A 19,943-nucleotide genomic window follows, 5' to 3' on the forward strand; every position below is an offset into this window, starting at 1 on the left:
TGACCGGCATCTACACTTGGGACAGCGAGCAGCATCTGGCGGAAGGCTTTAGGACACTGCGCCTTCCGGTAGGGCTAAAGCGTGTCGCATGATATTCATGATCGGTTCGACCTTAGCGTACGATTTTCAGCAGTTCTTGTTCCGACCCCTTCAAGTCCCGCAAGCTCAAGCCATAGGCCAGATACCAGCAAACACACAGCAAGATCACTGACTGGTCGAAATGACGCCCTTTGAACATGAAAACAATCTCCGCAATGGGGGACAATCTCATGTCAGCCGTACGTTACCGGAAAGTTTGCAACGGAACCCATCCTCCTGCGTCCCAATTCAGCCGTTGCAACAAAACCCGAGTGTGATCAAGTCCGACTCTGCTTGCGGAAGACATCGAGACTGACGGCGGCGATAATCACGATGCCGATCGCCAGGATCTGGTAGTAGGAGGAAATGCCCAGCATGTTCATTGCGTTGGTCATCGTGCCAAGGACCAGAACCCCATAAAGGACATGGCGCATCCCACCGGCGCCGCCGGTGAGCAGCACTCCGCCGAGGACAACCGCAGCGATCGACTGGAGCGTCAGGCCAGGCTGGGCGACCGGAGCGGCCGCGCTGACCCAGGCCGTCATCACGATGGCCGCTACGCCGCCCATGACACCGGCGAAGGCATAGACGAGCATCGTGACGAGAGGAACATTGATCCCCGATTTGAACGCCGCGCTCTGGTTCGAGCCGACCGCATACACGTAGCGGCCGAAGACCGTGAAGCGCAACAGGAAGGCGCCGAGAGCCAGCATGGCTAGCGCGACAAGGAAACTCGTGTTGATTCCGAGAATACGGCCGAACCCGATGGTCGAGGTCAGTTCGCCCGGCACCGCGTAGAGCGGCACGCCATTCGACAGGATCAGGGCGATCGCCTCAGCGATCGATGCGATCCCGAGCGTCACGATCAGCGGCGAGGCACGCAAACGGCTGATAATCAAGCCGTTCAAGAGCCCGGCCAACCCGCCGACCAGGATCATGCAAGCCAAGCCACCGGCAAGACCGACATGCGGAACGGCGAGGATGCCGGCCACGCCCGACAGGGCCATGACTGCGGCAATCGACAGGTCCAGCCCGCCTGCGATAACGGTGAAGGCTTGACCGACCGCGATGATTGTCAGGGGGGCTATCTGGACGGCCAGGTTCCGCAGATTCGCCACGCTCAGGAAGCGCGGCTCGACCAACGCCACGATGCCGGCAAAGACGGCGATGAAGACAGGCATGGCAATTTCCGTACCAACCAGCCTTGCTTTCGTTTTGTATTTATCTTTCATGATCCCGCTCAATTTGTCCCATGATGGGGCCGGCATAGGGTTGATTGTTGCAAGAACAGCCTGCACCCGCACCGGACACCGCGCGCACTTGCCGATCCGGGCGCGGGTCGGCAGTGGATCCAGGCTGCTTAGCCGGGACTTCCGAGGATGGCTCTTACGATGGCGCCCTCGTCGGCACGGGTGGGGCCGACCCAGCGGCCGGCAATTTTCCCCTGATACATCGCGTAGATCGAGTCGCAGACGGCGATGGTTTCCAGCATGTCGCTCGACACGAAAAGGATGCTAAGCCCGTCGCGGGCTGAGCGCTCGAGCAGGGCCTCGTGGATCTGGTGTTTGGTCTCGATATCGACCCCGGCAGTCGGATCCTCCAGAACGACGAGATGGGCGTCGTTGGAGAGCACGCGCGCCAGCATGACCTTCTGCTGATTGCCACCGCTGAGCGACAGAATGCTGTCATCGTGGTGGTGGAACTTCGTCGCAAACCGCCGTAACTGGTCCACGGCCCACAAAACCTCCTTGGGCAGCGCGAGCACGCCCCCGGTCGAGAAATTGCCCAGGCGCGAAATGGTGAGATTTTCGCGGATTGAGCGCGTCGGAAGCACCAGGTTCGCCGCCCGGCCCGAGGGCAGATAGGCAACGCCGCGTTCTAGCGCCTCGGCCGGGCTGCGCACGGCAAAGGGGTTGCCCTCCAAGAGAACTTGCTGCGGTCCGATGCGGCGCAGGCCGACCAGCGCTTCGGCAATATCCTCGCGCCCGCAGCCGACGATCCCGTAAAGGCCAACGATTTCGCCCCGATGCACGGTGATGGTGCCTTCCGATCCGTCGATCATGGGCAGGCCGCGGATTTCGAGATTGGGCGCGCTCCGATTCACCTCGCGCTTCACTTCGCGCCCGGCGGCGCCTCCGGTGAGCTTGGCGATGATATGGTCCGGATCGATCTTGCCGTCGGCGGCGAATGTCTCCAGCAGTTTGCCGTCCTTCAGCAGCGAGACGCGATCGGCGAGCTCGACGACCTCATCGACGTGATGGGTGACGAAGACGATTGCCCTACCCTCATCGCGCGCCTGCCGGATAATCTCGAACAGCGACTGCTTCTCATGAATGCCGAGCATAGCGGTCGGCTCGTCGAGGATGAGAATCGACGCGTCCTGGGCCAGCGCCTTGAATATCTCGACAAGCTGCTGCTGCCCCATTGACAGGTCGGCGACGCGTGCATCGAGGTCGAGCGCGACGCCGTATTTCCGAAGGATGGCGGTGCAGCGGCCGCGTTCCTGCGCCGAGGCGATGAGGCGGAACAAGCCCCGCCCTTCGGCGCCGAGAAGGATGTTCTCGAGCACAGTCAGATGCGGCGCGAGTGAGAGTTCCTGAAATACCATGGCTACGCCATGTGCGCGTGCCTCGGCGATGCTTTTGAACGACGCCGGCCTGCCGTTCAGCCGGATCTCACCCTGATCTGCAGGAAAGAGACCGGCCAGGATCTTGCCCACCGTCGATTTTCCGGCACCGTTCTCACCAAGCAAACAATGAACTTCTCCGACCATCAAATCGACCGACACATCGTTCAGGGCGACCGTGGCGCCGAAGCGTTTCGACAGACTCCTGACGCTGACGGCGGGCACCTGCCATTCCGAAGCCATGGCAAGCCTCTGGGCGGGACGGCTCATGTCGCTTCTCCGAGGGAGCCCCAGGGTCGGTGGCAGGCCGCGCGGGTGCGGAGACTTTGCCATTCCCGGGAGTTGTTCCGTCGCCCGGCAGACCCGAGCGTCGGATTGCAATCTGTTCGGGCCGGAAACAGCTCAAGCTGCTTCCTTATACAGCATGTAGCCCATGCCACACATCCATTCCATCACCGGCGCGTAACATAGGAGCTTTCCGCCTTGACCGTTCATCGCTCCCATGAGCGCCATCCAGTTGAGCATCTCGTGGCCGCCATGTCCGCCGTCACGCTCGATGTCCTCATATGTGAGCTTGTGCAGATAGCTCACGTTCCCATCGGCAAAGGCCTTGAGAACTTCGCGGTCCCATTCCTCGTTGATTAGCCGGAAGCCGCCGTTGAACGGCCATTTCGCCTTGGTCGACATGTCCTGTTCGTAGCGCGCCAGATCGGTGAAGAGACCGGGGTCGCCCTTCAGATATTCCGGCCCCTCATGCTGATACCGCTTCATCCGCAGAATGAACTCGTCGGTTTCATCGGCACCCACGGTCCAGAACGGCGGCCAGTGGGAAATCCCGCCGGTCGCGATCAGGCCGACGCGGAGCGGTTCGGGATAAGCCTCCACCAGCTTGCGGATTGCCTGACCCAGATCATAGGCGCGCGCCATGGTGGGCAGCGGCGGGTTGAAGACGTTGGTGTAGACCGGCACGAACGGGATGTCGAACTGCGGCCGCACCAGTTGCATCGGCACGAAGAGGTTGTTGCCATATTCGACCTTGCCCATACGCGTGATGTCGAACTGCGCCTTGAGCAAACCTTCGAGAAGGTGGTTGGCAAGCGTCTCGTTGTTTTGAACCGGAATCGGCCGCTCGATCTTCAGCGCGTCAAGCCAATGCACCGCCGGGCCGATGTTTTCGGGCGCGACTCCGATCGCGAAGGGGGGCGACATGTCACGGAACTGGTTTTCGAAGTGGTCGTCGAGAAACGCGATGAACACATCCGGCTTCGTCTCTTTCACAGCTTCCGCCACCGCGGCATGAGCGTCCGCTATGTCTTTCTGAACCGCCGCGCTCGGCGCTTCGGGCCAACCGAGCACCCCCGGTGCGTGCGACAGGCTGGCCGCCATAACGATTTTTGCCATCTTACTCTCCCTCTTGGTTGAACAGGATCAGGCGGCCGTTGGCAGCGCGGCCTCAAAGAAGTTAGCTGCAAGCGCCGCCATGGTGTCGGGTCTTTCGGTTGCAGGCAGGTGCCCGCAAGCTGCCAGCAGATAGACATCGGCCTGCGGAATACGTTGAGCAAGGCTCAAGGTCGTATCGGAGGCGCGGATGATCACATCCGATTTTCCATGGGTCAGCAGGACAGGGCAAGTGATGCCAGCAATCTCGTCGTCGCTTAGGACACATCTATCGATATATTGCTGCTTGTCGCCCGGGAACATTGCATCAAACGACTGGGCGGCACCGCTGTCGGACAACAGCTCGAATCTTTGCTTGACGAACTCGTCGTCGATTCGGCTCTTGTCATGGACAAGAGTTTGCAATGCGGCGCGCAGATCCTCGCGCGTGCGCGGCAGATTCCAGGTGAGGGTCGTAAAGGCGTTCTGGTCGTAGCGCACGCCCATCGTGCCAGTCGTCAGCACACCCGCTATACGCCTGACGCGGGATGGCAACCGTAATGCGGTGAAGCCCGAAATGGAATGCCCGAACACCATGATTGGGCCTTCGGGCATCCGGTCGATCACGGCAAGTGCCTGCTCGAGCCAGAGATCTGGGTCAAAGGCCGGAACCGCGGGATTGTTCCCCGAGAGGCCGAAGCCGATCAGATCGGGAGCGTAGATCGCAAAGCGGTCGGTCAGCCGATTAAGGATGAAACGCCAGGTGCTCTCGACCGACGCGCCAGGGCCGGAGCCGTGCAACATCAACAACGGCTGCCCCGACCCCGCGAGGTGACACACCGTCCGGATGCCTCGCACATCGATGTCTATGCTTCGCTCAAACATGCCAAACCCTTTTTGCCTACTATGCCGAGCGCAGGCCGACCACGGCCTCGACCTCGACCTTTAGGTCCGGGAGGGCAAGCGACCTCACGCCGATCAGTGTGCTGGCCGGCTTGGTGGTCCCAAAATACTTCTTGCGGACAACGTTGATCTGCTCGCGATCGGCAACCTCAGTGAGGAAAACCGTCACCTTCAGGACATCCGCGAAGGTGGCCCCGACCGCATCCAAAATGCGCTGAATGGACTGAAAAACGTGTTCAGTCTGCCCCACCACATCATCTTTGGCGAGCACTTTCCCGTCGGCATCGAGCGCGACAATGCCGGAGATGAACAGCATATCTCCGAACCGCACCGCATCGGTGTAGTGGCTAAGTGCGGGGGCGAGTCCCGGAACGCTGATCTCAGTTCTGATCATTTTCTTTATCTCCTCGTCGCAAACGATATCTGCATATTGTATATGTTCTGTCAACCACGCAATGGCGTCGCGCAATACGCAATACGCAATACAAGACCGGCAGGCCATCACGGATGCGATCGGCTCACATAAGAGCGGAAAAGCAATATGTTTAGGGGTTCTGTGCGATTGATAGCCCGGCCAGTGTGAGGCTCGCGGTATTGCCCAGAAGCGGTTTCAGCTTGACGTCCCGCAGGATATGAATTGTATATATCGTGTGTTTCGCGGCAAGGGGTTCGGCCCGGTCGGCAATGAAGGCAGTTAAGGAGTAATGTGATCATGATGAAGGCACGGACGGCGGAGATCGCGGGGGCTGGCCTCGCAGGATTGGTGATGGCGGCGGCACTGGCGCAGAAGGGGTGGCGGGTGGTGCTCCACGAGCGCAGCCCAGAGTTGCGCATGTTCGGAGCCGGGATCTGGGTCTGGGAAAGTGGGCTAAAGGTTCTGGAGATGCTCGGTGCCTTCGAGCAGGCCACGCGGCGTGCGCGCATCATCCAGGAGTGGCGGGTCGCGGACGAAACCGGCGACGTGCTAGCCAGCATCGAGTTCGATAGTGGCGCACGCCTCTATCTGCCGCTGCGCGAGGATCTTTACGACGCGCTGATCGCGCGCTGTGTCGATCTGAGGGTTGAGCTTCGTACTTCATCCGAGGCGGTGGCCATGCGTCCGGACGGCACCCTTGTGATGGCGAGCGGGGAGGAGCGCAAGGCGGACCTGGTGGTCGCGGCGGACGGAGTCAATTCAAAGCTGCGCGACAGCGTCGGGGCCACGCGGCTGCGGGATTATGGCCTGGAGGTCGGCATCCGCCTGCTCATCGACCAGCGCCCAAGCGACCCGACGGATGTGGTGACTGAATACTGGAACGGGCCGCTGCGGCTGCTCTACAACCCCTGCAGCGACACAAAGAATTACATCTTCCTCGGCGCACCCCTTGAGGACGAGAGGGCAAACACCCTGCCCATCGACCGCGACTACTGGGCCGAAAAATTCCCGGTGGCCGCCGACTATGTCGCCCGCTTCGAGGTCGATGGCCGATGGGACCGCATCGGCGCGGTCCGTTGCTCAAGCTGGAGCAACGGCCGCACCGCGATCATCGGCGATGCCGCGCACGGCCTGCCGCCGAACCTCGGGCAACAGGCCATGACCGCCTTCGTCAACGCCATGGCCATGGTGGCGTTGCTGGAGGAGAGCAACAACCCCGACGACATCCCCAATGTGCTCGCCCGTTGGGAAAGGCAGCAGAAGCCGCTGGCGAACCACGTTCAGGAATGGTCCTACATCTACGGGATTGTCGTCGCGCATTGGCCGGCAAGCCTGATGTCGCTGCGCGGCGACGCCTTGCGCTTCCTTTCCTCGACCAAGTGGCTCCGGGAGGGAATAACCCGCGGTGGCTTCGCGGTGCCGCCGGGGTATCGGAAATAGTGAAACAGGACAGGCTTTTGGCCGTGCCTGCGATAGCGGTGCCTGTCCGGAACGAATCGGTCACAAACAACCAGGGAGAAAGTAAAGTGATGAAATTTGGAAAATCCTGCACTGCTTTCGGGCAGGCAAGCGCGTCTCTGCTCGCGGCGGGGATCCTCGCTACCGGCCTGGCATCGGCCGCCTTGGCGGAAGAGCCCGATCGCCTCATGGGCCTGATCGAGCCCGCCACGGCGACGAAGCCACTGACCATCGGCGTGACCCTCGTGCACCTTCAGGATGATTACTGGAAGGGCATGGCCTACGGAATCTCGGACGAGGCCAAACGGTCTGGCGTCATCGTGCGGCAGATCGACATCGCCGGGGGCTACGGCAATGTGCCGCAACAGTTCAGCCAGATCAACACGATGGTCTCAAAGGGAATCGACACGCTTATCGTGGCCCCGGCGGCCTATGACGGCTTCGATACGGTGCTGAAGGACCTCAAGAGCCAGGGCATCCATGTCATCACGGCAGGCGTTCCGGTAAACAGCACTTCGGTCGATTTCGGGATCGTTCAGAACGACTCCGACATCGGCGCGGCCTTGACCGACGCCGTTTGCAAGGACAAGGGCACCGCGCCTGCCAAGGCGCTCGTCATCCAGGGGCCAGCCGGGGCAGAGTGGGCGCGGCTGAGGATCGACGCGATTCAGGCGGCGGCGGCGAAGTGCAAGGGGCTCGAACTGGTCGTCGGGCCGGTCGGCAAGGAGATCAGCCTTGCCTATGGCATGTCGCAAACTTCGGACATGCTGCTGACCAACCCGGACGCGAAATATGTCATGACCATCGAAACCTCACTGGGGCTCGGGGCAACCCAGGCCGTGAAGGCGGCGGGAAGCAGTGCCAAGGTGGTGACCAGCGCCCTCGACAAGCGCGCCGTCGATGAAATCCAGAACGGCGACATACTTGTGGCGGCCACCACTGAGCCCGGCATCCTGATCGGCCGGCTTCTCGTCCAATATGCCATCCGTCAGAATGAGGGCATGGACTTGACGGGTCTGGGCGCGCTCGCCGGCTTCGGCTATCCGGTCGTCATCGTGCCGACCGCGATCTTCTCGAAGGCCACCATGGCCAATCACCCGGCAGAACTCTATGATATCCCGCCGGAGGATTGGAGCCTCGAGGCCATCCAGTAACCCCTTCCGGGGTACGGTGCGGGCTCGACCCTTGGGTTGTGCCCGCGCACACTCAAACAAGATTCAACATCGCACACTGAAACAAGAATCGACACGCCATGCGCTTTCTGACTTATCGCACCGTCGACACCACGGGCCTCGGCCTGGTTGCCGCAAACGGTGAGATCCACGGGCTCGCTTCGGACGACGATTACTTTCCCGGCGAACTGCTTTCCCTGCTGCACCGAGGGGGTGATGTGCTCACAAGGGCGGCCACCACCCTAGAACGCCATGGTAAGGTGCTTGACGAGGCGGACATCGCCTATCTTCCGCCCATCCCGAGCCCGGGCAAGATTCTCTGCGTCGGGCTGAACTACCGCGACCATGCGGAGGAGGCAGGCATGGCCATTCCCAGCCATGCCAATGTTTTCGCCCGCTTCGCCACCAGCTTGGTCGGAGCCGGTCAGCCCATCATCCTTCCCCACGACTCCGACCATCTGGATTACGAGGCGGAATTCGCTATCGTCATCGGCAGGGCCGGGCGCCGGATTGAGGCGGCGGCGGCGCTCGACCATGTGGCTGGCTATGCGCTGTTCAACGACGGCTCGCTGCGCGACGTGCAGTTGCGCACGTCCCAATGGGTTCTCGGCAAGAATTTCGACGCGACCGGGGCCTTTGGCCCTTGGCTCGTCACCTCCGACGAACTGCCGCCGGGTTGCCGTGGCCTTCGGCTAACGGCTAGGCTCAACGGCGCGACGGTTCAGGACGGCTCGACCGACGACCTGCTCTTCGATGTCCCGACGATCATCCAACAGATCTCGGCGGTGATGACACTAGAACCCGGCGACGTGATCATCACTGGAACCCCGGCCGGCGTCGGGATGGCGCGCAGGCCGCCGCTGTGGATGAAGGCTGGCGACACGATCGAGATTGCTATGGAAGGGCTTGGCAGGCTGCGCAACGAGATTGAGGAGGAGTAATGTGCATCAGTTGCGATGCGGGTTTACAAGTTCCGTCCGTGATGATGTATACAAAGGCAACTCTTTGACGGTTTATCGGGTCGTTCACGAGCCGGGACAGCAAGGACGGGAATGATGGAATTTCAGATGACTCAGGAGACAAGGATAAATCATACCGCGCAGGCGCGAGCCTACCATTTTCTCAAGAATGAAATCTGTGCCGGTCGCCTAAGCGCAAGCGAAATGGTCGATGCTCAGTCCATTTCCAAACAGTTGCAGATGAGCCGGGTTCCGGTCCGCGAAGCCATATTCCAACTGATCGCGGAAGGCTTCCTTTCGGTCTTGCCCAACCGTCGCGTGATCGTCACCCAGCTCGGACCTGACAAGATCGAGGAGATCTTCGAGATGCGCGCGGTCCTCGAGGGGCTCGCTGCCCGCCGCGCATCGTATTACGTCAATGCCGAGACAATCGTCAACCTGCGCTTTATCCTCCAACGTATGCGGCTTGCCGAACGTCAACCGGATGTTTGGGTCCAACTACACGCTGAGTTTCACTCTGTGCTTTGCACGCTGGCGGGCTATCCCTCTCTGCTGGCGGAAATCCAGCGCCTTCATTCGATGATCCAGCCGTACCTGCGGCTCTACTACACGGCTTATGAACGGCTGGAGATGAAAACGGCAGAGCATCAGATATTGGTCGATGCCCTGCAAAGCGGCGACGGCGCGCTCATAGAGGCGAAAATGCGCGACCATATCAGTACGGCCGGAAGGGAACTCGCAAACTACAGCAGGGAGCTTGGCGTAAAGCGCGCATGAGATCCCGCTCGGAGTGTCACCGCCGTCGGCTGCGGCGCCGTAAAGTTATTGATCGATTGGCGCAAAGTGGGCTGACCGGTTCGGCTGTCACGCTGCGGTGACATGCGCGATTTCAGCCCAGATTTGTATGGCGGCGGCGCGCAGGTCTCGATGGTCGGCAGATGACAGGGTGTTGCGGGGAAAGTGGAACAGGTTGGCGATCGGGTCATGGATGGAGACGAAACGCTGAAGCTGGCGGGCCGATTTGAAGCGTTTCATGATCTTCTCACGTCGTCGGGTCGGCTGATGCGAATTCTCCGCCCGATTGTTGAGGCCTTTATGCGACCGGTGCTCGACGCCGGGCATGAGGTCGCGCCTGGCGGCATCATAGGAACGGAGCTTGTCGGTGATCATAACCCGGGGTGCCTGGCCTTGGGCCTTCAGCAGCTTGCGCATCAGGCGCTTTGCAGCCTTGGCATTTCTGCGGCTCCGCACCAGAACGTCGAGGACAAAGCCGTGCTGGTCGACGGCACGCCAGAGCCACTGCTTCTTGCCATTAATGGCCACCACACATTCGTCCAGATGCCACTTGTCGCCCAGGCGGCCGGCTGACCATCGCTTGATCTCCCTGGCAAAATGCCGGCCGAATTTCTCCGCCCAGCTTCGAATGGTCTGATGCGTGACGATGATGCCGCGGGCCGCCAGCATATCTTCGACCATGCGCAGGCTGCGCGGAAAGCGAAAATACAGCCATACTATACCGCGTGCGCTATTATCTCGGCGGGAAAGCGGTGGCGACGATAGAGCGGATCACGAGCAACTTCTGACATTGCCCATGGTCGCACATCTTCATCAGCCATCGGTTGACTTTACGGTCCCCGAACACAGAATGGGCCGCAATTACCTCGCTCACACCCAAGGCGATGCGATCAACGCCATCCTGGCCGCAGCCGGCTACAACTTCTCCCTCCTGCTCAGGTGGCTGAAGACGTTTTTGTGGCTCTTGATCGCCGCGTTCCTGAACCTGCCGAAGCAGCTTGTCGCCCGTGAAGAATCCCGTTTTTTCAGGCCGCGCGCATGTGTCCCGCGCTGCTCGGTAACAGGATTGCGGCCAGGATCAGCAATAAGAGTGCGTATTCCGATGAAGCCGGCCACCGATTCCGATTTGAAGCCGGCCAGTCATTCCGATTTCATTCCGGCCGGCGTTCCGATTTGAAGGCGGCCATTTTTCGGACTGATCCTGGGTCTGGTTGATGTTTGGATCGGGTTTTGTTTGAGGTCAAGCCTCGGTGTTTTCGGGTGCGATTGGCGGGCGCTGTTTCCGCATGCTCTCGCCGGTCAGATCGATGCGATAGGCGTTGTGAACGAGGCGGTCCAGGATGGCATCTGCCAGGGTCGGGTTTGCGATGATCTCGTACCACCGATCCAAGGGCACCTGACTTGTGACGATGGTTGAGCGTCTTTCGTAGCGGTCTTCAATGATCTCAAGGAGATCACGCCGCTGGTCATCATTGAGTTTTTCCGGCCCCCAATCATCGAGGATAAGCAGATCGGTCTTGGCGAGGGATTTGAGGATCCTGCCGTATCGCCCGTCACCCCTTGCAAGTGCGAGCGTGGCGAACAGGCGGGGAACCCGGTGGTATGCGACGGAGAAGTCTTCGCGGCAGGCCTTGTGACCAAGCGCGCAGGCCAGCCAGCTCTTGCCCACGCCGGCTGGCCCGGTGATGAGAAGGCTGTGGTGCTTTCTGATCCAGTCGCAGCCGGCAAGCGCCATGAACAGATTGCGGTCGAGACCGCGTGCAGCACGAAAGTCGGCATTCTCGATCTGCGCATCATGACGAAGTTTGGCAGCTCTGGCGCGGGCCTCGAAACGCTTCTGGCGGCGCATGGTCGCCTCGCGCTCGAGCAGCATGGCAAGCGGCGATGTCACGGTAACTTCTTGTGAGGAGTCGCTGGGGTAGACGCAGTTGATGAATGACGCGCTGATCCGCTACAAACGCCACCGCTTTCCCGCCGAGATCATCGGCCATGCGGTGTGGCTATATTACCGGTTCCCATTGAGCCTGCGCCTGGTCGAGGAAATGCTGCTGGAGCGCGGCATCGTCGTCTCCTATGAAACGATCCGCCGTTGGGGGAAGAAGTTCGGGCCCGAGTATGTGGTTCTGTCGCAAACTCTGAGGTAGGGTCGTGAACAGGGGTTTTGCCTGTCAATCAAGCAGCGAGGATTTCGAATTGGCCTAATCGGCCCGAAGCTGCGATTTTGGCCAAGTTGTGGAACGTTGCCGGAACGGATTGACCGGTATGGCGTCGTCGCTTGAGAATTCACTCTTGGCAGAGGGGGTGGATGTATGGGTTTGCGTGTTTCGCTCGAGACGTTGACCGGGCAGTGGAGCCTCTCTTTTGCCGACGTCGACTTTTTGAACATCAAGCCGGCCGGGTCGAGGCTTGGACTGGCGGTTCAACTGAAGTTCTTCGCCGCGTACGGATATTTCGCCACCGCGGCGGCTGAGGCTCCCGACGAAGCGGTTTCGTATCTGGCCGAGCAGCTTGGCGTCAGCAAGGTAGATCTCTGCCAGTATGATTTTTCGGGGCGTTCGGGGCGGCGCCATTGCGCCGAGATTTTGCGCCATCTTGGTTATCGCCGGATGAAGCGGGCGGATCGAGCCGCACTTGCGAGTTGGATAGCGACGGAGCTTTGCCCTGGGGGAGCATCGATCGCTGCGATGATGGAGGCTGTTTTTCTCTGGTGTCGGGATCGCAGGATTTTTGGTCCCCACCGCAAGGAGATGGAGCGGCTGGTACGCTCCGAACGCAAACGTTTCGTGGAATCTTTCCTTGGCGGTGTGGCGGATCGGCTTGTTCCGAAAACGGTCGCACTGATGGAGGCATCGCTGGCCGAGCCGGATAGTGCGACCGGGTTCCATACGATCAAGGGAGACGTGGGCGCGGCAACGCTGGACAACATGCTTGCCCTGGCTGATCGGCTTGCCTTCATTAAGAAGCTGGATTTGCCGCGGGATCTTCTATCCGCTGCCGGCAAGACCTGGATCGATCAGATCGTTCGGCGGGTCGGCGCCGAAAAAGCGTCGGAGATGCTCCGCCACGCCCCGAGGCGGCAACTGGGCCTCTATGCCGTTTTCCTGATGATGCGGGAAGCACAGTTCATCGACGGCATGATCGACCTGCTGGTGGAGACCATCCACAAGATCGGGGTGCGTTCGAAGCGCAAGGTGGTGGCCGGCATCGCGCGTGACATCGAGAAGGTTTACGGCAAGGAGCGGCTGCTGGTCGATATCGCGGGTGCCGCGATCGAGGCGCCGGGTGGCCGGGTCTGCGATGTGATCTTTCCGGTAGCGGGCAAGGAAAAGCTTGCGGCGATCGTCAAGGAGCACCGGGCGAAGGGCACGCTCGAACGGCGCATCTACCAGGTTATGCGTGGATCCTATGCCGGTCACTATCGAAGAATCCTGCCGAAGCTACTTTCGGTTCTGGAATTTCGTTCGAACAATGCCGTGCATCGGCCCGTGCTTGGGGCGTTGGACTGGATCAGACGGGCCTTCGAAACCGGATGCCGAGTTGTGCCGCGGAACGGGGTGCCGATCGAAGGGGTCATTCCGACGAGATGGCGCAGTGCGATCATCGGAAAGGACGGGAGCATCAACCGGATCAGCTATGAGCTTTGCGTCCTCAGCCAGTTGCGCGACCGCATCCGGTCCAAGGAAATCTGGGTGGTCGGGGCGGACCGCTATCGCAATCCGGACGACGATCTGCCCAAGGATTTCGAGAGCAGACGGGCGGCCTACTACAACGCGCTCAACCTGACGTCGGATGCGCGAGCTTTCACGCGCAAAATCCAGGCCGAGCTTGAGCGGGAATTGCGGCTGCTGAATGCCGAACTCCCCCGCAACGACAAGGTACGCATTCTCTGGCGCGGCGAGAACCGCATCTCGATCACGCCGTTCCAGCCGCTGCCGGAACCGCAAGGCCTACGATCGGTCAAGGCCGAGATTGGGCGACGCTGGCCGATGACGGAACTCCTGGATGTTCTGAAGGAGACGGCGCTCGACACCGGCTTTCTGGACGCGTTTGAGACGTCTGCTTCTCGCGTAGCGCTTTCCCGCGGCGTGCTCGATCGGCGCCTGATCCTGTGCCTCTACGGGTTGGGCACGAATGCCGGCCTGAAACGCGTGGCGGGGGGATGCGCGGATGTCAGCTACGAGGAACTGCTTCACGTCGGCCGGCGCTTCATCCACCGGGAAGCGCTCGAGGCGGCCTGTGGGCGCGTTGCCAATGCGACGCTGGCGATCCGTAACACCGCCATCTGGGGCGAAGCCGGCACGGCCTGCGCGTCGGATTCCAAGAAATTCGGTGCTTGGGACGGCAACCTGATGACGGAATGGCATGTCCGCTATGGCGGTCGCGGCGTGATGATCTACTGGCATGTCGAAAAGGGTTCGACCTGCATCTTCTCGCAGCTCAAGCGCTGCTCGTCCTCGGAGGTCGCCGCGATGATCAAGGGCGTGCTGCGACACTGCACCGACATGGAGATCCAGCGCCAATATGTCGACAGCCATGGCCAGAGCGCCGTCGGCTTTGCTTTTTGCCACCTGCTCGGGTTTGAGCTGGCGCCGCGCCTGAAGGCAATCGCCCGGCAGAAGCTGGCGCTGCCGCATGCAGGTTTGCGCGCCGAACTGCCCAATTTGCTCCCCGTTCTTTCCAACGTCATTAACTGGGAGGAGATCGAGCAGCAGTATGACGAGATGGTCAAATATGCGAGTGCCATGCACAGCGGGTTAGCCGATCCCGAAGCGATCCTGCGCCGGTTCGCCCGCGCCGAGGTGATGCACCCGACCTACAAGGCACTCGCCGAACTCGGCCGGGCGATCAAGACGATCTTTCTGTGCCGGTATTTGAGCCACGAGAAATTCCGCCGCGAAATCCACGAAGGCCTGAACGTGGTCGAGAACTGGAACAGCGCCACCAGCTTCGTATTCTTCGGCAAAGGCGGCGAAATTGCCAGCAACCGGCTCGATGAGCAGGAGATCTCGGTGCTGGCGCTGCATCTTTTGCAGGCGTCGCTGGTCTACGTGAACACGCGCATGATGCAGTCGGTGTTGAGCGAGCCGAAATGGTCGGCGCGCCTGACGCCGGATGACTACCGCGGCCTGACGCCGCTGATCTACGGACACGTCAATCCCTATGGCCGCTTCGAGCTCGATTTGGATCGGCGCATCGATTTCGAACAGAAAGAAGCGGCATGACCAAAGGCAAGCAAATAGCCCGCCTGACGCCCGCGACCTGCGAGCAGATCCAGGCTCAAATGCTTGAGGCTTGTCACAAGATCGCCGAAGATCATGGCCTCGTCATTGAAGCCGCCGGGTGGCACAACGTGGATATCGGCTTCTCCTTCGAGCCTGTCTTTAGGGTGAGTATCCCAGCTCCCGATGGCGGAGCCCTCAGTCTCGAGAAAGATATGTTCATGCTTCTGGCCGAACGGTACGGGCTGTCCTCAGGCGACTTCGGGCGCGAATTTACTGCCGGCGGTGAACGCTTCCGAGTTAGCGGCATCGATCCGCGCCGGCCACGCTACCCTATCTCCGCTGAACGCATTCCCGATCGAAAGGGCTTCAAATTTACCGCCGAAAACGTCGTCATGTTCATCACCCAATCGAAACACAAAGCATAATGTTCCCTAATCGTTCCGCAACTTGGCCAAATTCACAGCTTCGGGCCGATTAGGCCAATAAGGAAGCGCTCGACATCCTGGTGCTTGGCTACAAGAGCGTCTTTGAGTCCGCGGGCAGCTATGTGCAGGCGGCGGTCCGGATCGAAGGCGGTGCGCGCCCCGATCCCGAGCCGGCCGAGTCACGCGAGATCGTGCCCTACATCGCTGCCGAAATGCCGGACGGGGAAAGCCTCGCCTTTCGGAACGTGACGACGGTGAGGCCGGAGCGGACCTTCTGGGAGAAAGTGCTGATCCTGCATGCGATGACGGAGATGACAGAAAAGCGGCGTCAGGATGCCAATCCCGAGCGGCCCGTGCCTGATCTCAATCGGTACTCACGCCACTACTACGACGTCCATCAGATCTGGACGCACCCCGATTACGGCGTCGCGACGGCATCCATGCGCGACCTTGCCGAGGCCTGCCGACAGCATAAGGAGCTGATGTTTCGCGCGCCCGATCATCGTTACGACCGTGCGGTGCCGGGCAGCTATCGCCTGGTTCCGACGGAAGATATGCGGGCCAAGCTCGCGACGGATTACCAGCGGATGTCATCGATGATTTTCGGAACGCCGCCTGCTTTCGCGGAGGTAATGGCGAGCATCAAGGCGCTCGAGCAATATCTCAACGTCGCGCCGGCCAACGTCGGGGCGTCATGAGCGCCGCGCCCTTTGCCAGCGTCGAACCTCCTGCGTCATGCCGAGCAGAAAGATGCCTCCAGTCACTGAACATGTCGGTGAGAGGAGGGCATAGGGGAAAAGTCGGCACGGCCGTGTTCTGGGGGAGTGGAATGGCATGACATTGATCCGAGTGCTCGAAATCGAGAACTTTCGCGCTATCAAGAAGCTCCGTTGGTTGCCGGGTCCAGGCGTGAATTGTCTGATTGGGCCGGGCGACAGCGGGAAATCCACCGTCCTCGACGCCATCGATCTGTGCCTCGGCGCACGGCGATCGCTGTCCTTCACGGATGCGGATTTTCATGCGATCGATTTTGATCAACCCATCCGCATTTCCGTGACCCTTGGTGCCCTCGATGAACCGCTCAAGAGTATCGACACCTATGGCGATTTCCTCGTAGGGTTCAACGCCGGCACCGGCATTGTCGAACCCGAACCGGGAGCCGGGATCGAAACGGCGCTGACCCTGCAACTCACGGTGCAGAGTGATCTCGAGCCGGAATGGTCACTTGTATCCCCGCGCGCTCAGGCAGCGGGACGCACCCGCAATCTCAACTGGGCCGATCGCACCCGAATTGCGCCTGCGCGTCTGGGTGTTACCGGGGACACCCACCTGACATGGCGGCGCGGCTCGGTGCTGAGCAAACTCTCAGATGGCAAGGCGGATACATCGAGCGAGCTTACCCGGTTGGCCCGCCAAATGCGGGACGCCTTCGACCAGAAGGAACTCAAGGAACTCGAAGGGTCCCTGAAGCTGGTCACGACCGCTGCAGGCGAGATGGGTGTGCCAGTCGGCGTGGCGGTGCAGGCTCTCATCGATGCGGGCTCGGTCACCTTCACGGGCGGCACGATCTCTCTTCACGATGAGAATGGCATACCGCTCCGATCTCTCGGCCTGGGCTCGTCGCGTTTGCTTATCGCGGCGTTGCAGCGAAAGGCTGCTGACAAGGCTACGACCTTCCTGATCGATGAACTTGAATATGGTCTGGAGCCGCACCGCATCATCCGGTTGCTCGGAGCGCTTGGTGCAAAAGAAGAAGTTCCCCCGCTGCAGGTGTTCGCGACGAGCCATTCCCCGACGGCTGTTACGGAATTGAGTGCCCATCAGCTGCATATCGTGCGACGCAATAGCGGTGGAGAGCACGTCGTCACCCGCGCCGGCGACGCCGGTGACGTGCAGGGCACGATCCGAGCTCACGCGCACGCCCTGCTCGCCACCTCGATCATCGTGTGCGAAGGCGGCAGCGAGATCGGGCTCATGCGCGGACTAGATCAGCATTTTTCCAGTACGGGTGAGATATCCTTGGCGGCTTGTGGGGCCACGCTCGTTAACGGCAACGGTGACGAGACCTTCAGCCGCGCCAATGCGTTGCAATCTCTGGGATATCGCGTCGCCATTCTGCGCGATAGTGACAAGCTCGCGCCGGCGGCGGCGGAAGCGACCTTCCTTGCCGGGGGAGGGAGTGTTTTCGCTTGGGGCGGCGGTCGAGCCCTGGAGCAGGAACTCTTCGCCGCCCTTCCCGATGGTCCCGCCGCCAGGCTGTTAGATCTTGCCGTCGAGACAAAGGACCGAGCGCTCGTTGAGGCACATATCAAGACGATATCGAACGGAGCCCAAACACTTGACGCCTTGGAGACCGAGGCGCTGATCGATGGTTTCAGTGCCGTTAGCCGGGTACTCCTCGGCAATGCGGCCGCCCGCTTCGACTGGCTGAAGACCATTGCTGCCATGGAGATTGCCGGGCGGACCATTGTCGGGCCGGCCTATGGTGAGAGCAATACCAGCCTGACCGGAGTTATGGATGGCGTGCTGAATTGGGTTGAAGATGGCACCCGCTGAGATCGACCTAAGCGCCATCGGCCGCGGTCTTGTCATAGCACCGGCCGGCTGTGGCAAGACGCAGCTCATTACGGACGCCCTTGCCCGACACGGCGGCGCGAAGCCGATCCTGGTGCTGACCCATACCAATGCGGGTGTCGCAGCGCTGCGCGGTCGTCTGGAAAAGGCGGGCGTGAAACCGGCCATCTACCGTGCCACGACCCTGGACGGTTTTGCGATCCGCCTCATATCAACATTCCCACAGCGGGCGGGACACGACCCTCGGATCGTGACTGACGGGCGGCCCAATTACGAAGCGATTCGGGATGCCGCCGCCCGGCTTGTCGCGGCTGGTCATGTGCATGATATCCTGGCGGCCAGCTACGAAAGGCTGTTTGTGGACGAGTACCAGGATTGCTCGATCCGCCAGCATGCGCTCGTGACCTGGCTCGCTCAGAGCCTGCCGACTGCCATTGTGGGAGACCCGTTCCAATCGATCTTCGGATTCGGGGCCGACCGCCTGGCAGACTGGAATACAGAGGTCATCGCATTCTTTCCGGTGTCCGGGGAGCTGACGACGCCCTGGCGGTGGAACAATGCCGGTGCAGCAGACCTAGGCAATTGGTTGCTCTCCATACGAGGGGACCTCGCCAAGGGCGCACCGATTGACCTGCGCACGGCGCCTGCCGGTGTTCAGTGGATCCAGCTCGACGGTCGGCATGACGATGCGCTTCGTGTCGCCGCGGCCGCCGTGGAAGCGCCTGGCGATACGAAGGTGTTGATTATTGGCGATAGCACCGATCCCCGCGGACAACGTCGGTTTGCGCGCCAGGTGGATGGTGCGGTGACTGTCGAAGCCGTGGATTTGCGTGACCTCACCGATTTTGGGGCATCTCTCGATATCAGCGGCAACCAAGCCCTATCCGTCGTGGCCGACTTCGCCGAGAACCTGATGAGCAACTTTTCCGGTGCCGATCTGGTGCGGACGACCGCATCGGCCAGGGCGGGCACACCTAGCCGTGCCTTATCGGACATGGAGCAGGCAGCGGTTGCTTTTGAGGAGGAGCGAACGCTCTTCCGCGTCGCCGATCTTCTCGTTGCCATCAACCGGGCGGGTGGGGTGCGATGCTATCGGCCGGCGGTCCTCGCGGCGGCGCAACGAGCCTTGCAGCTTGCGGAATCAACCGGGGGACCATCCTTCCAGGAAGCGACGGTTGCAATCCGTGAGCAGTCCCGGCTTGTAGGTCGCCCGCTCGCGAGACGTTCGGTCGGCAGCACGCTGCTTCTCAAGGGTCTCGAGGCCGATATCTCCGTGGTTCTCAATGCTGGGGCCTTGAACGCCCGAAATCTCTATGTCGCCATGACGAGAGGATCGCGCCGCGTACTGGTCTGCTCCCCGTCGCCGATCCTCAATCCGGCCTGGTGATTAGCCCGATCTGGGCTCGATCCACGATACGTGCCCAGAGGACATGTAGACGACGGCGCCACGCTCAGCGCCGGTGGCCACGAGGTAGTCGCGCAGCTGCCCAGCGTGTGCGTTCTGCGCCATAACGTCCGGATTCACATCTGATTTCCAATCGACGACCAGGGCGATCCGATCCCCCTCCATCACGACAGCATCCGCTCGGCCAGCAAGGAAGCGTGGCGGGCTGGCGGCCCAGAGTGGGATTTCGGGAACCAGGCGTGAAACGAACGGGGTGAGCTCGGGCAGGCCGAGTGTGCGCAGTGCCGTGGCCGCCATCTCGACAGGGTCCGGCCTGCCCACCTCGGCGTCGTCATCGACGAGAGTTTGCAGATGGCCCAGCAGTTCGGACGCACGGTGGGTTACCTCGTAAGCGCCTCGCCGATCGCCTACGGATTTGGGCTTGACGTTTTCCGGAATCGCCAGGGCATGAGTTCCTCGATCTGGCTCTGCGGATGGCCGTTGATGATGGCGTCGAGGGTTTCTGCGAGGTAGGCAACGGGATTGACGTCGTTG

At 61.0% G+C, this 19,943-nt stretch carries 17 protein-coding genes and 4 pseudogenes; 11 read left to right on the forward strand and 10 right to left on the reverse strand.

Annotated elements, in window-relative coordinates:
• Window positions 1–148: 148 nt before the first annotated feature.
• The 6 genes and pseudogenes from J0I79_RS28040 to J0I79_RS28065 form a co-directional block, all read right to left on the reverse strand.
• Window positions 149–238: pseudogene (locus tag J0I79_RS28040) on the reverse strand (IS6 family transposase); the annotation flags it as partial.
• Between the two features lie 118 nt (window positions 239–356).
• Window positions 357–1,259 (reverse strand): ABC transporter permease, encoded by a 903-nt coding sequence (locus tag J0I79_RS28045; RefSeq protein WP_292867005.1) that lies wholly within the window; start codon window positions 1,257–1,259, stop codon window positions 357–359.
• 179 nt (window positions 1,260–1,438) lie between these two features.
• Window positions 1,439–2,974, reverse strand: coding sequence for a sugar ABC transporter ATP-binding protein (locus J0I79_RS28050; RefSeq protein ID WP_292867007.1), 1,536 nt, complete (start codon window positions 2,972–2,974; stop codon window positions 1,439–1,441).
• A gap of 132 nt (window positions 2,975–3,106) precedes the next feature.
• Complete coding sequence (locus tag J0I79_RS28055) at window positions 3,107–4,105, reverse strand: extradiol dioxygenase (protein ID WP_292867009.1); 999 nt, start codon at window positions 4,103–4,105, stop codon at window positions 3,107–3,109.
• Window positions 4,106–4,132: 27 nt separating this feature from the next.
• Window positions 4,133–4,966, reverse strand: a complete 834-nt coding sequence (locus J0I79_RS28060; protein ID WP_292867011.1) for an alpha/beta fold hydrolase — start codon at window positions 4,964–4,966, stop codon at window positions 4,133–4,135.
• Between the two features lie 19 nt (window positions 4,967–4,985).
• Entirely contained in the window at window positions 4,986–5,378 is a 393-nt protein-coding gene (locus tag J0I79_RS28065; protein ID WP_292867013.1) for a RidA family protein, read from the reverse strand.
• Between the two features lie 318 nt (window positions 5,379–5,696).
• Here J0I79_RS28065 and J0I79_RS28070 point away from each other — a divergent pair, with 318 nt between their 5' ends.
• From J0I79_RS28070 to J0I79_RS28085, 4 genes are all read left to right on the forward strand, one after another.
• Complete coding sequence (locus tag J0I79_RS28070) at window positions 5,697–6,839, forward strand: NAD(P)/FAD-dependent oxidoreductase (RefSeq protein WP_292867015.1); 1,143 nt, start codon at window positions 5,697–5,699, stop codon at window positions 6,837–6,839.
• A gap of 206 nt (window positions 6,840–7,045) precedes the next feature.
• A complete protein-coding gene (locus tag J0I79_RS28075; RefSeq protein ID WP_292867031.1) occupies window positions 7,046–8,011 on the forward strand; it encodes a substrate-binding domain-containing protein in 966 nt (321 codons plus the stop codon).
• 98 nt (window positions 8,012–8,109) lie between these two features.
• Window positions 8,110–8,970: a fumarylacetoacetate hydrolase family protein gene (locus J0I79_RS28080; protein WP_292867017.1), complete on the forward strand. Its 861-nt coding sequence runs from the start codon at window positions 8,110–8,112 to the stop codon at window positions 8,968–8,970.
• Between the two features lie 114 nt (window positions 8,971–9,084).
• Window positions 9,085–9,765, forward strand: coding sequence for a GntR family transcriptional regulator (locus tag J0I79_RS28085; protein ID WP_292867019.1), 681 nt, complete (start codon window positions 9,085–9,087; stop codon window positions 9,763–9,765).
• Between the two features lie 87 nt (window positions 9,766–9,852).
• Here the strand turns inward: J0I79_RS28085 and J0I79_RS28090 are convergent.
• Window positions 9,853–10,574: pseudogene (locus J0I79_RS28090) on the reverse strand (IS6 family transposase).
• 59 nt (window positions 10,575–10,633) lie between these two features.
• Here J0I79_RS28090 and J0I79_RS28095 point away from each other — a divergent pair.
• Window positions 10,634–10,960: a hypothetical protein gene (locus tag J0I79_RS28095; RefSeq protein ID WP_292867035.1), complete on the forward strand. Its 327-nt coding sequence runs from the start codon at window positions 10,634–10,636 to the stop codon at window positions 10,958–10,960.
• 63 nt (window positions 10,961–11,023) lie between these two features.
• Here J0I79_RS28095 and istB read toward each other — a convergent pair whose 3' ends face one another.
• Window positions 11,024–11,656 (reverse strand): IS21-like element helper ATPase IstB, encoded by a 633-nt coding sequence (istB, locus tag J0I79_RS28100; protein ID WP_292867033.1) that lies wholly within the window; start codon window positions 11,654–11,656, stop codon window positions 11,024–11,026.
• 58 nt (window positions 11,657–11,714) lie between these two features.
• Here istB and J0I79_RS28105 point away from each other — a divergent pair.
• The 6 genes and pseudogenes from J0I79_RS28105 to J0I79_RS28130 form a co-directional block, all read left to right on the forward strand.
• Window positions 11,715–11,891, forward strand: a pseudogene (locus J0I79_RS28105) (IS6 family transposase); the annotation flags it as partial.
• Window positions 11,892–12,092: 201 nt separating this feature from the next.
• On the forward strand, window positions 12,093–15,005 hold the full coding sequence (locus J0I79_RS28110) for a Tn3 family transposase (protein ID WP_292867021.1): 2,913 nt from the start codon (window positions 12,093–12,095) through the stop codon (window positions 15,003–15,005).
• The gene (locus J0I79_RS28115; RefSeq protein WP_292867023.1) at window positions 15,002–15,430 is read left to right on the forward strand and encodes a hypothetical protein; all 429 of its coding nucleotides are present in this window, start codon (window positions 15,002–15,004) and stop codon (window positions 15,428–15,430) included. Before J0I79_RS28110 ends, J0I79_RS28115 begins: the two co-directional genes overlap by 4 nt.
• Window positions 15,431–15,489: 59 nt before the next feature.
• Window positions 15,490–16,128: pseudogene (locus tag J0I79_RS28120) on the forward strand (nucleotidyl transferase AbiEii/AbiGii toxin family protein); the annotation flags it as partial.
• A gap of 136 nt (window positions 16,129–16,264) precedes the next feature.
• Complete coding sequence (locus tag J0I79_RS28125; protein WP_292867025.1) at window positions 16,265–17,986, forward strand: ATP-binding protein; 1,722 nt, start codon at window positions 16,265–16,267, stop codon at window positions 17,984–17,986.
• On the forward strand, window positions 17,973–19,391 hold the full coding sequence (locus J0I79_RS28130; RefSeq protein ID WP_292867027.1) for a UvrD-helicase domain-containing protein: 1,419 nt from the start codon (window positions 17,973–17,975) through the stop codon (window positions 19,389–19,391). The genes J0I79_RS28125 and J0I79_RS28130 overlap by 14 nt, the downstream gene beginning before the upstream one ends.
• Here the strand turns inward: J0I79_RS28130 and J0I79_RS28135 are convergent, their stop codons facing one another.
• Complete coding sequence (locus J0I79_RS28135; RefSeq protein ID WP_292867029.1) at window positions 19,392–19,706, reverse strand: hypothetical protein; 315 nt, start codon at window positions 19,704–19,706, stop codon at window positions 19,392–19,394.
• Between the two features lie 110 nt (window positions 19,707–19,816).
• Window positions 19,817–19,943, reverse strand: a 127-nt coding sequence (locus tag J0I79_RS28140) for a transposase domain-containing protein (RefSeq protein ID WP_292854903.1), incomplete at its 5' end; no start/stop codon positions are given.

The organism is Mesorhizobium sp. (genome assembly GCF_017306585.1).
Lineage (GTDB): Bacteria > Pseudomonadota > Alphaproteobacteria > Rhizobiales > Rhizobiaceae > Mesorhizobium.

Excerpts from the sequence above, each read along its gene's own strand:
- J0I79_RS28060 (WP_292867011.1), bottom strand. The coding sequence starts at position 4,966 with ATGTTTGAGCGAAGCATAGACATCGATGTGCGAGGCATCCGGACGGTG.
- J0I79_RS28125 (WP_292867025.1), top strand. The coding sequence starts at position 16,265 with ATGACATTGATCCGAGTGCTCGAAATCGAGAACTTTCGCGCTATCAAG.
- J0I79_RS28070 (WP_292867015.1), top strand. The coding sequence starts at position 5,697 with ATGATGAAGGCACGGACGGCGGAGATCGCGGGGGCTGGCCTCGCAGGA.
- J0I79_RS28130 (WP_292867027.1), top strand. The coding sequence starts at position 17,973 with ATGGCACCCGCTGAGATCGACCTAAGCGCCATCGGCCGCGGTCTTGTC.
- J0I79_RS28045 (WP_292867005.1), bottom strand. The coding sequence starts at position 1,259 with ATGCCTGTCTTCATCGCCGTCTTTGCCGGCATCGTGGCGTTGGTCGAG.
- J0I79_RS28135 (WP_292867029.1), bottom strand. The coding sequence starts at position 19,706 with ATGGCGGCCACGGCACTGCGCACACTCGGCCTGCCCGAGCTCACCCCG.
- J0I79_RS28095 (WP_292867035.1), top strand. The coding sequence starts at position 10,634 with ATGGGCCGCAATTACCTCGCTCACACCCAAGGCGATGCGATCAACGCC.
- J0I79_RS28115 (WP_292867023.1), top strand. The coding sequence starts at position 15,002 with ATGACCAAAGGCAAGCAAATAGCCCGCCTGACGCCCGCGACCTGCGAG.
- J0I79_RS28085 (WP_292867019.1), top strand. The coding sequence starts at position 9,085 with ATGGAATTTCAGATGACTCAGGAGACAAGGATAAATCATACCGCGCAG.
- J0I79_RS28065 (WP_292867013.1), bottom strand. The coding sequence starts at position 5,378 with ATGATCAGAACTGAGATCAGCGTTCCGGGACTCGCCCCCGCACTTAGC.
- J0I79_RS28055 (WP_292867009.1), bottom strand. The coding sequence starts at position 4,105 with ATGGCAAAAATCGTTATGGCGGCCAGCCTGTCGCACGCACCGGGGGTG.
- istB (WP_292867033.1), bottom strand. The coding sequence starts at position 11,656 with ATGCTGCTCGAGCGCGAGGCGACCATGCGCCGCCAGAAGCGTTTCGAG.
- J0I79_RS28050 (WP_292867007.1), bottom strand. The coding sequence starts at position 2,974 with ATGAGCCGTCCCGCCCAGAGGCTTGCCATGGCTTCGGAATGGCAGGTG.
- J0I79_RS28110 (WP_292867021.1), top strand. The coding sequence starts at position 12,093 with ATGGGTTTGCGTGTTTCGCTCGAGACGTTGACCGGGCAGTGGAGCCTC.
- J0I79_RS28075 (WP_292867031.1), top strand. The coding sequence starts at position 7,046 with ATGGGCCTGATCGAGCCCGCCACGGCGACGAAGCCACTGACCATCGGC.
- J0I79_RS28080 (WP_292867017.1), top strand. The coding sequence starts at position 8,110 with ATGCGCTTTCTGACTTATCGCACCGTCGACACCACGGGCCTCGGCCTG.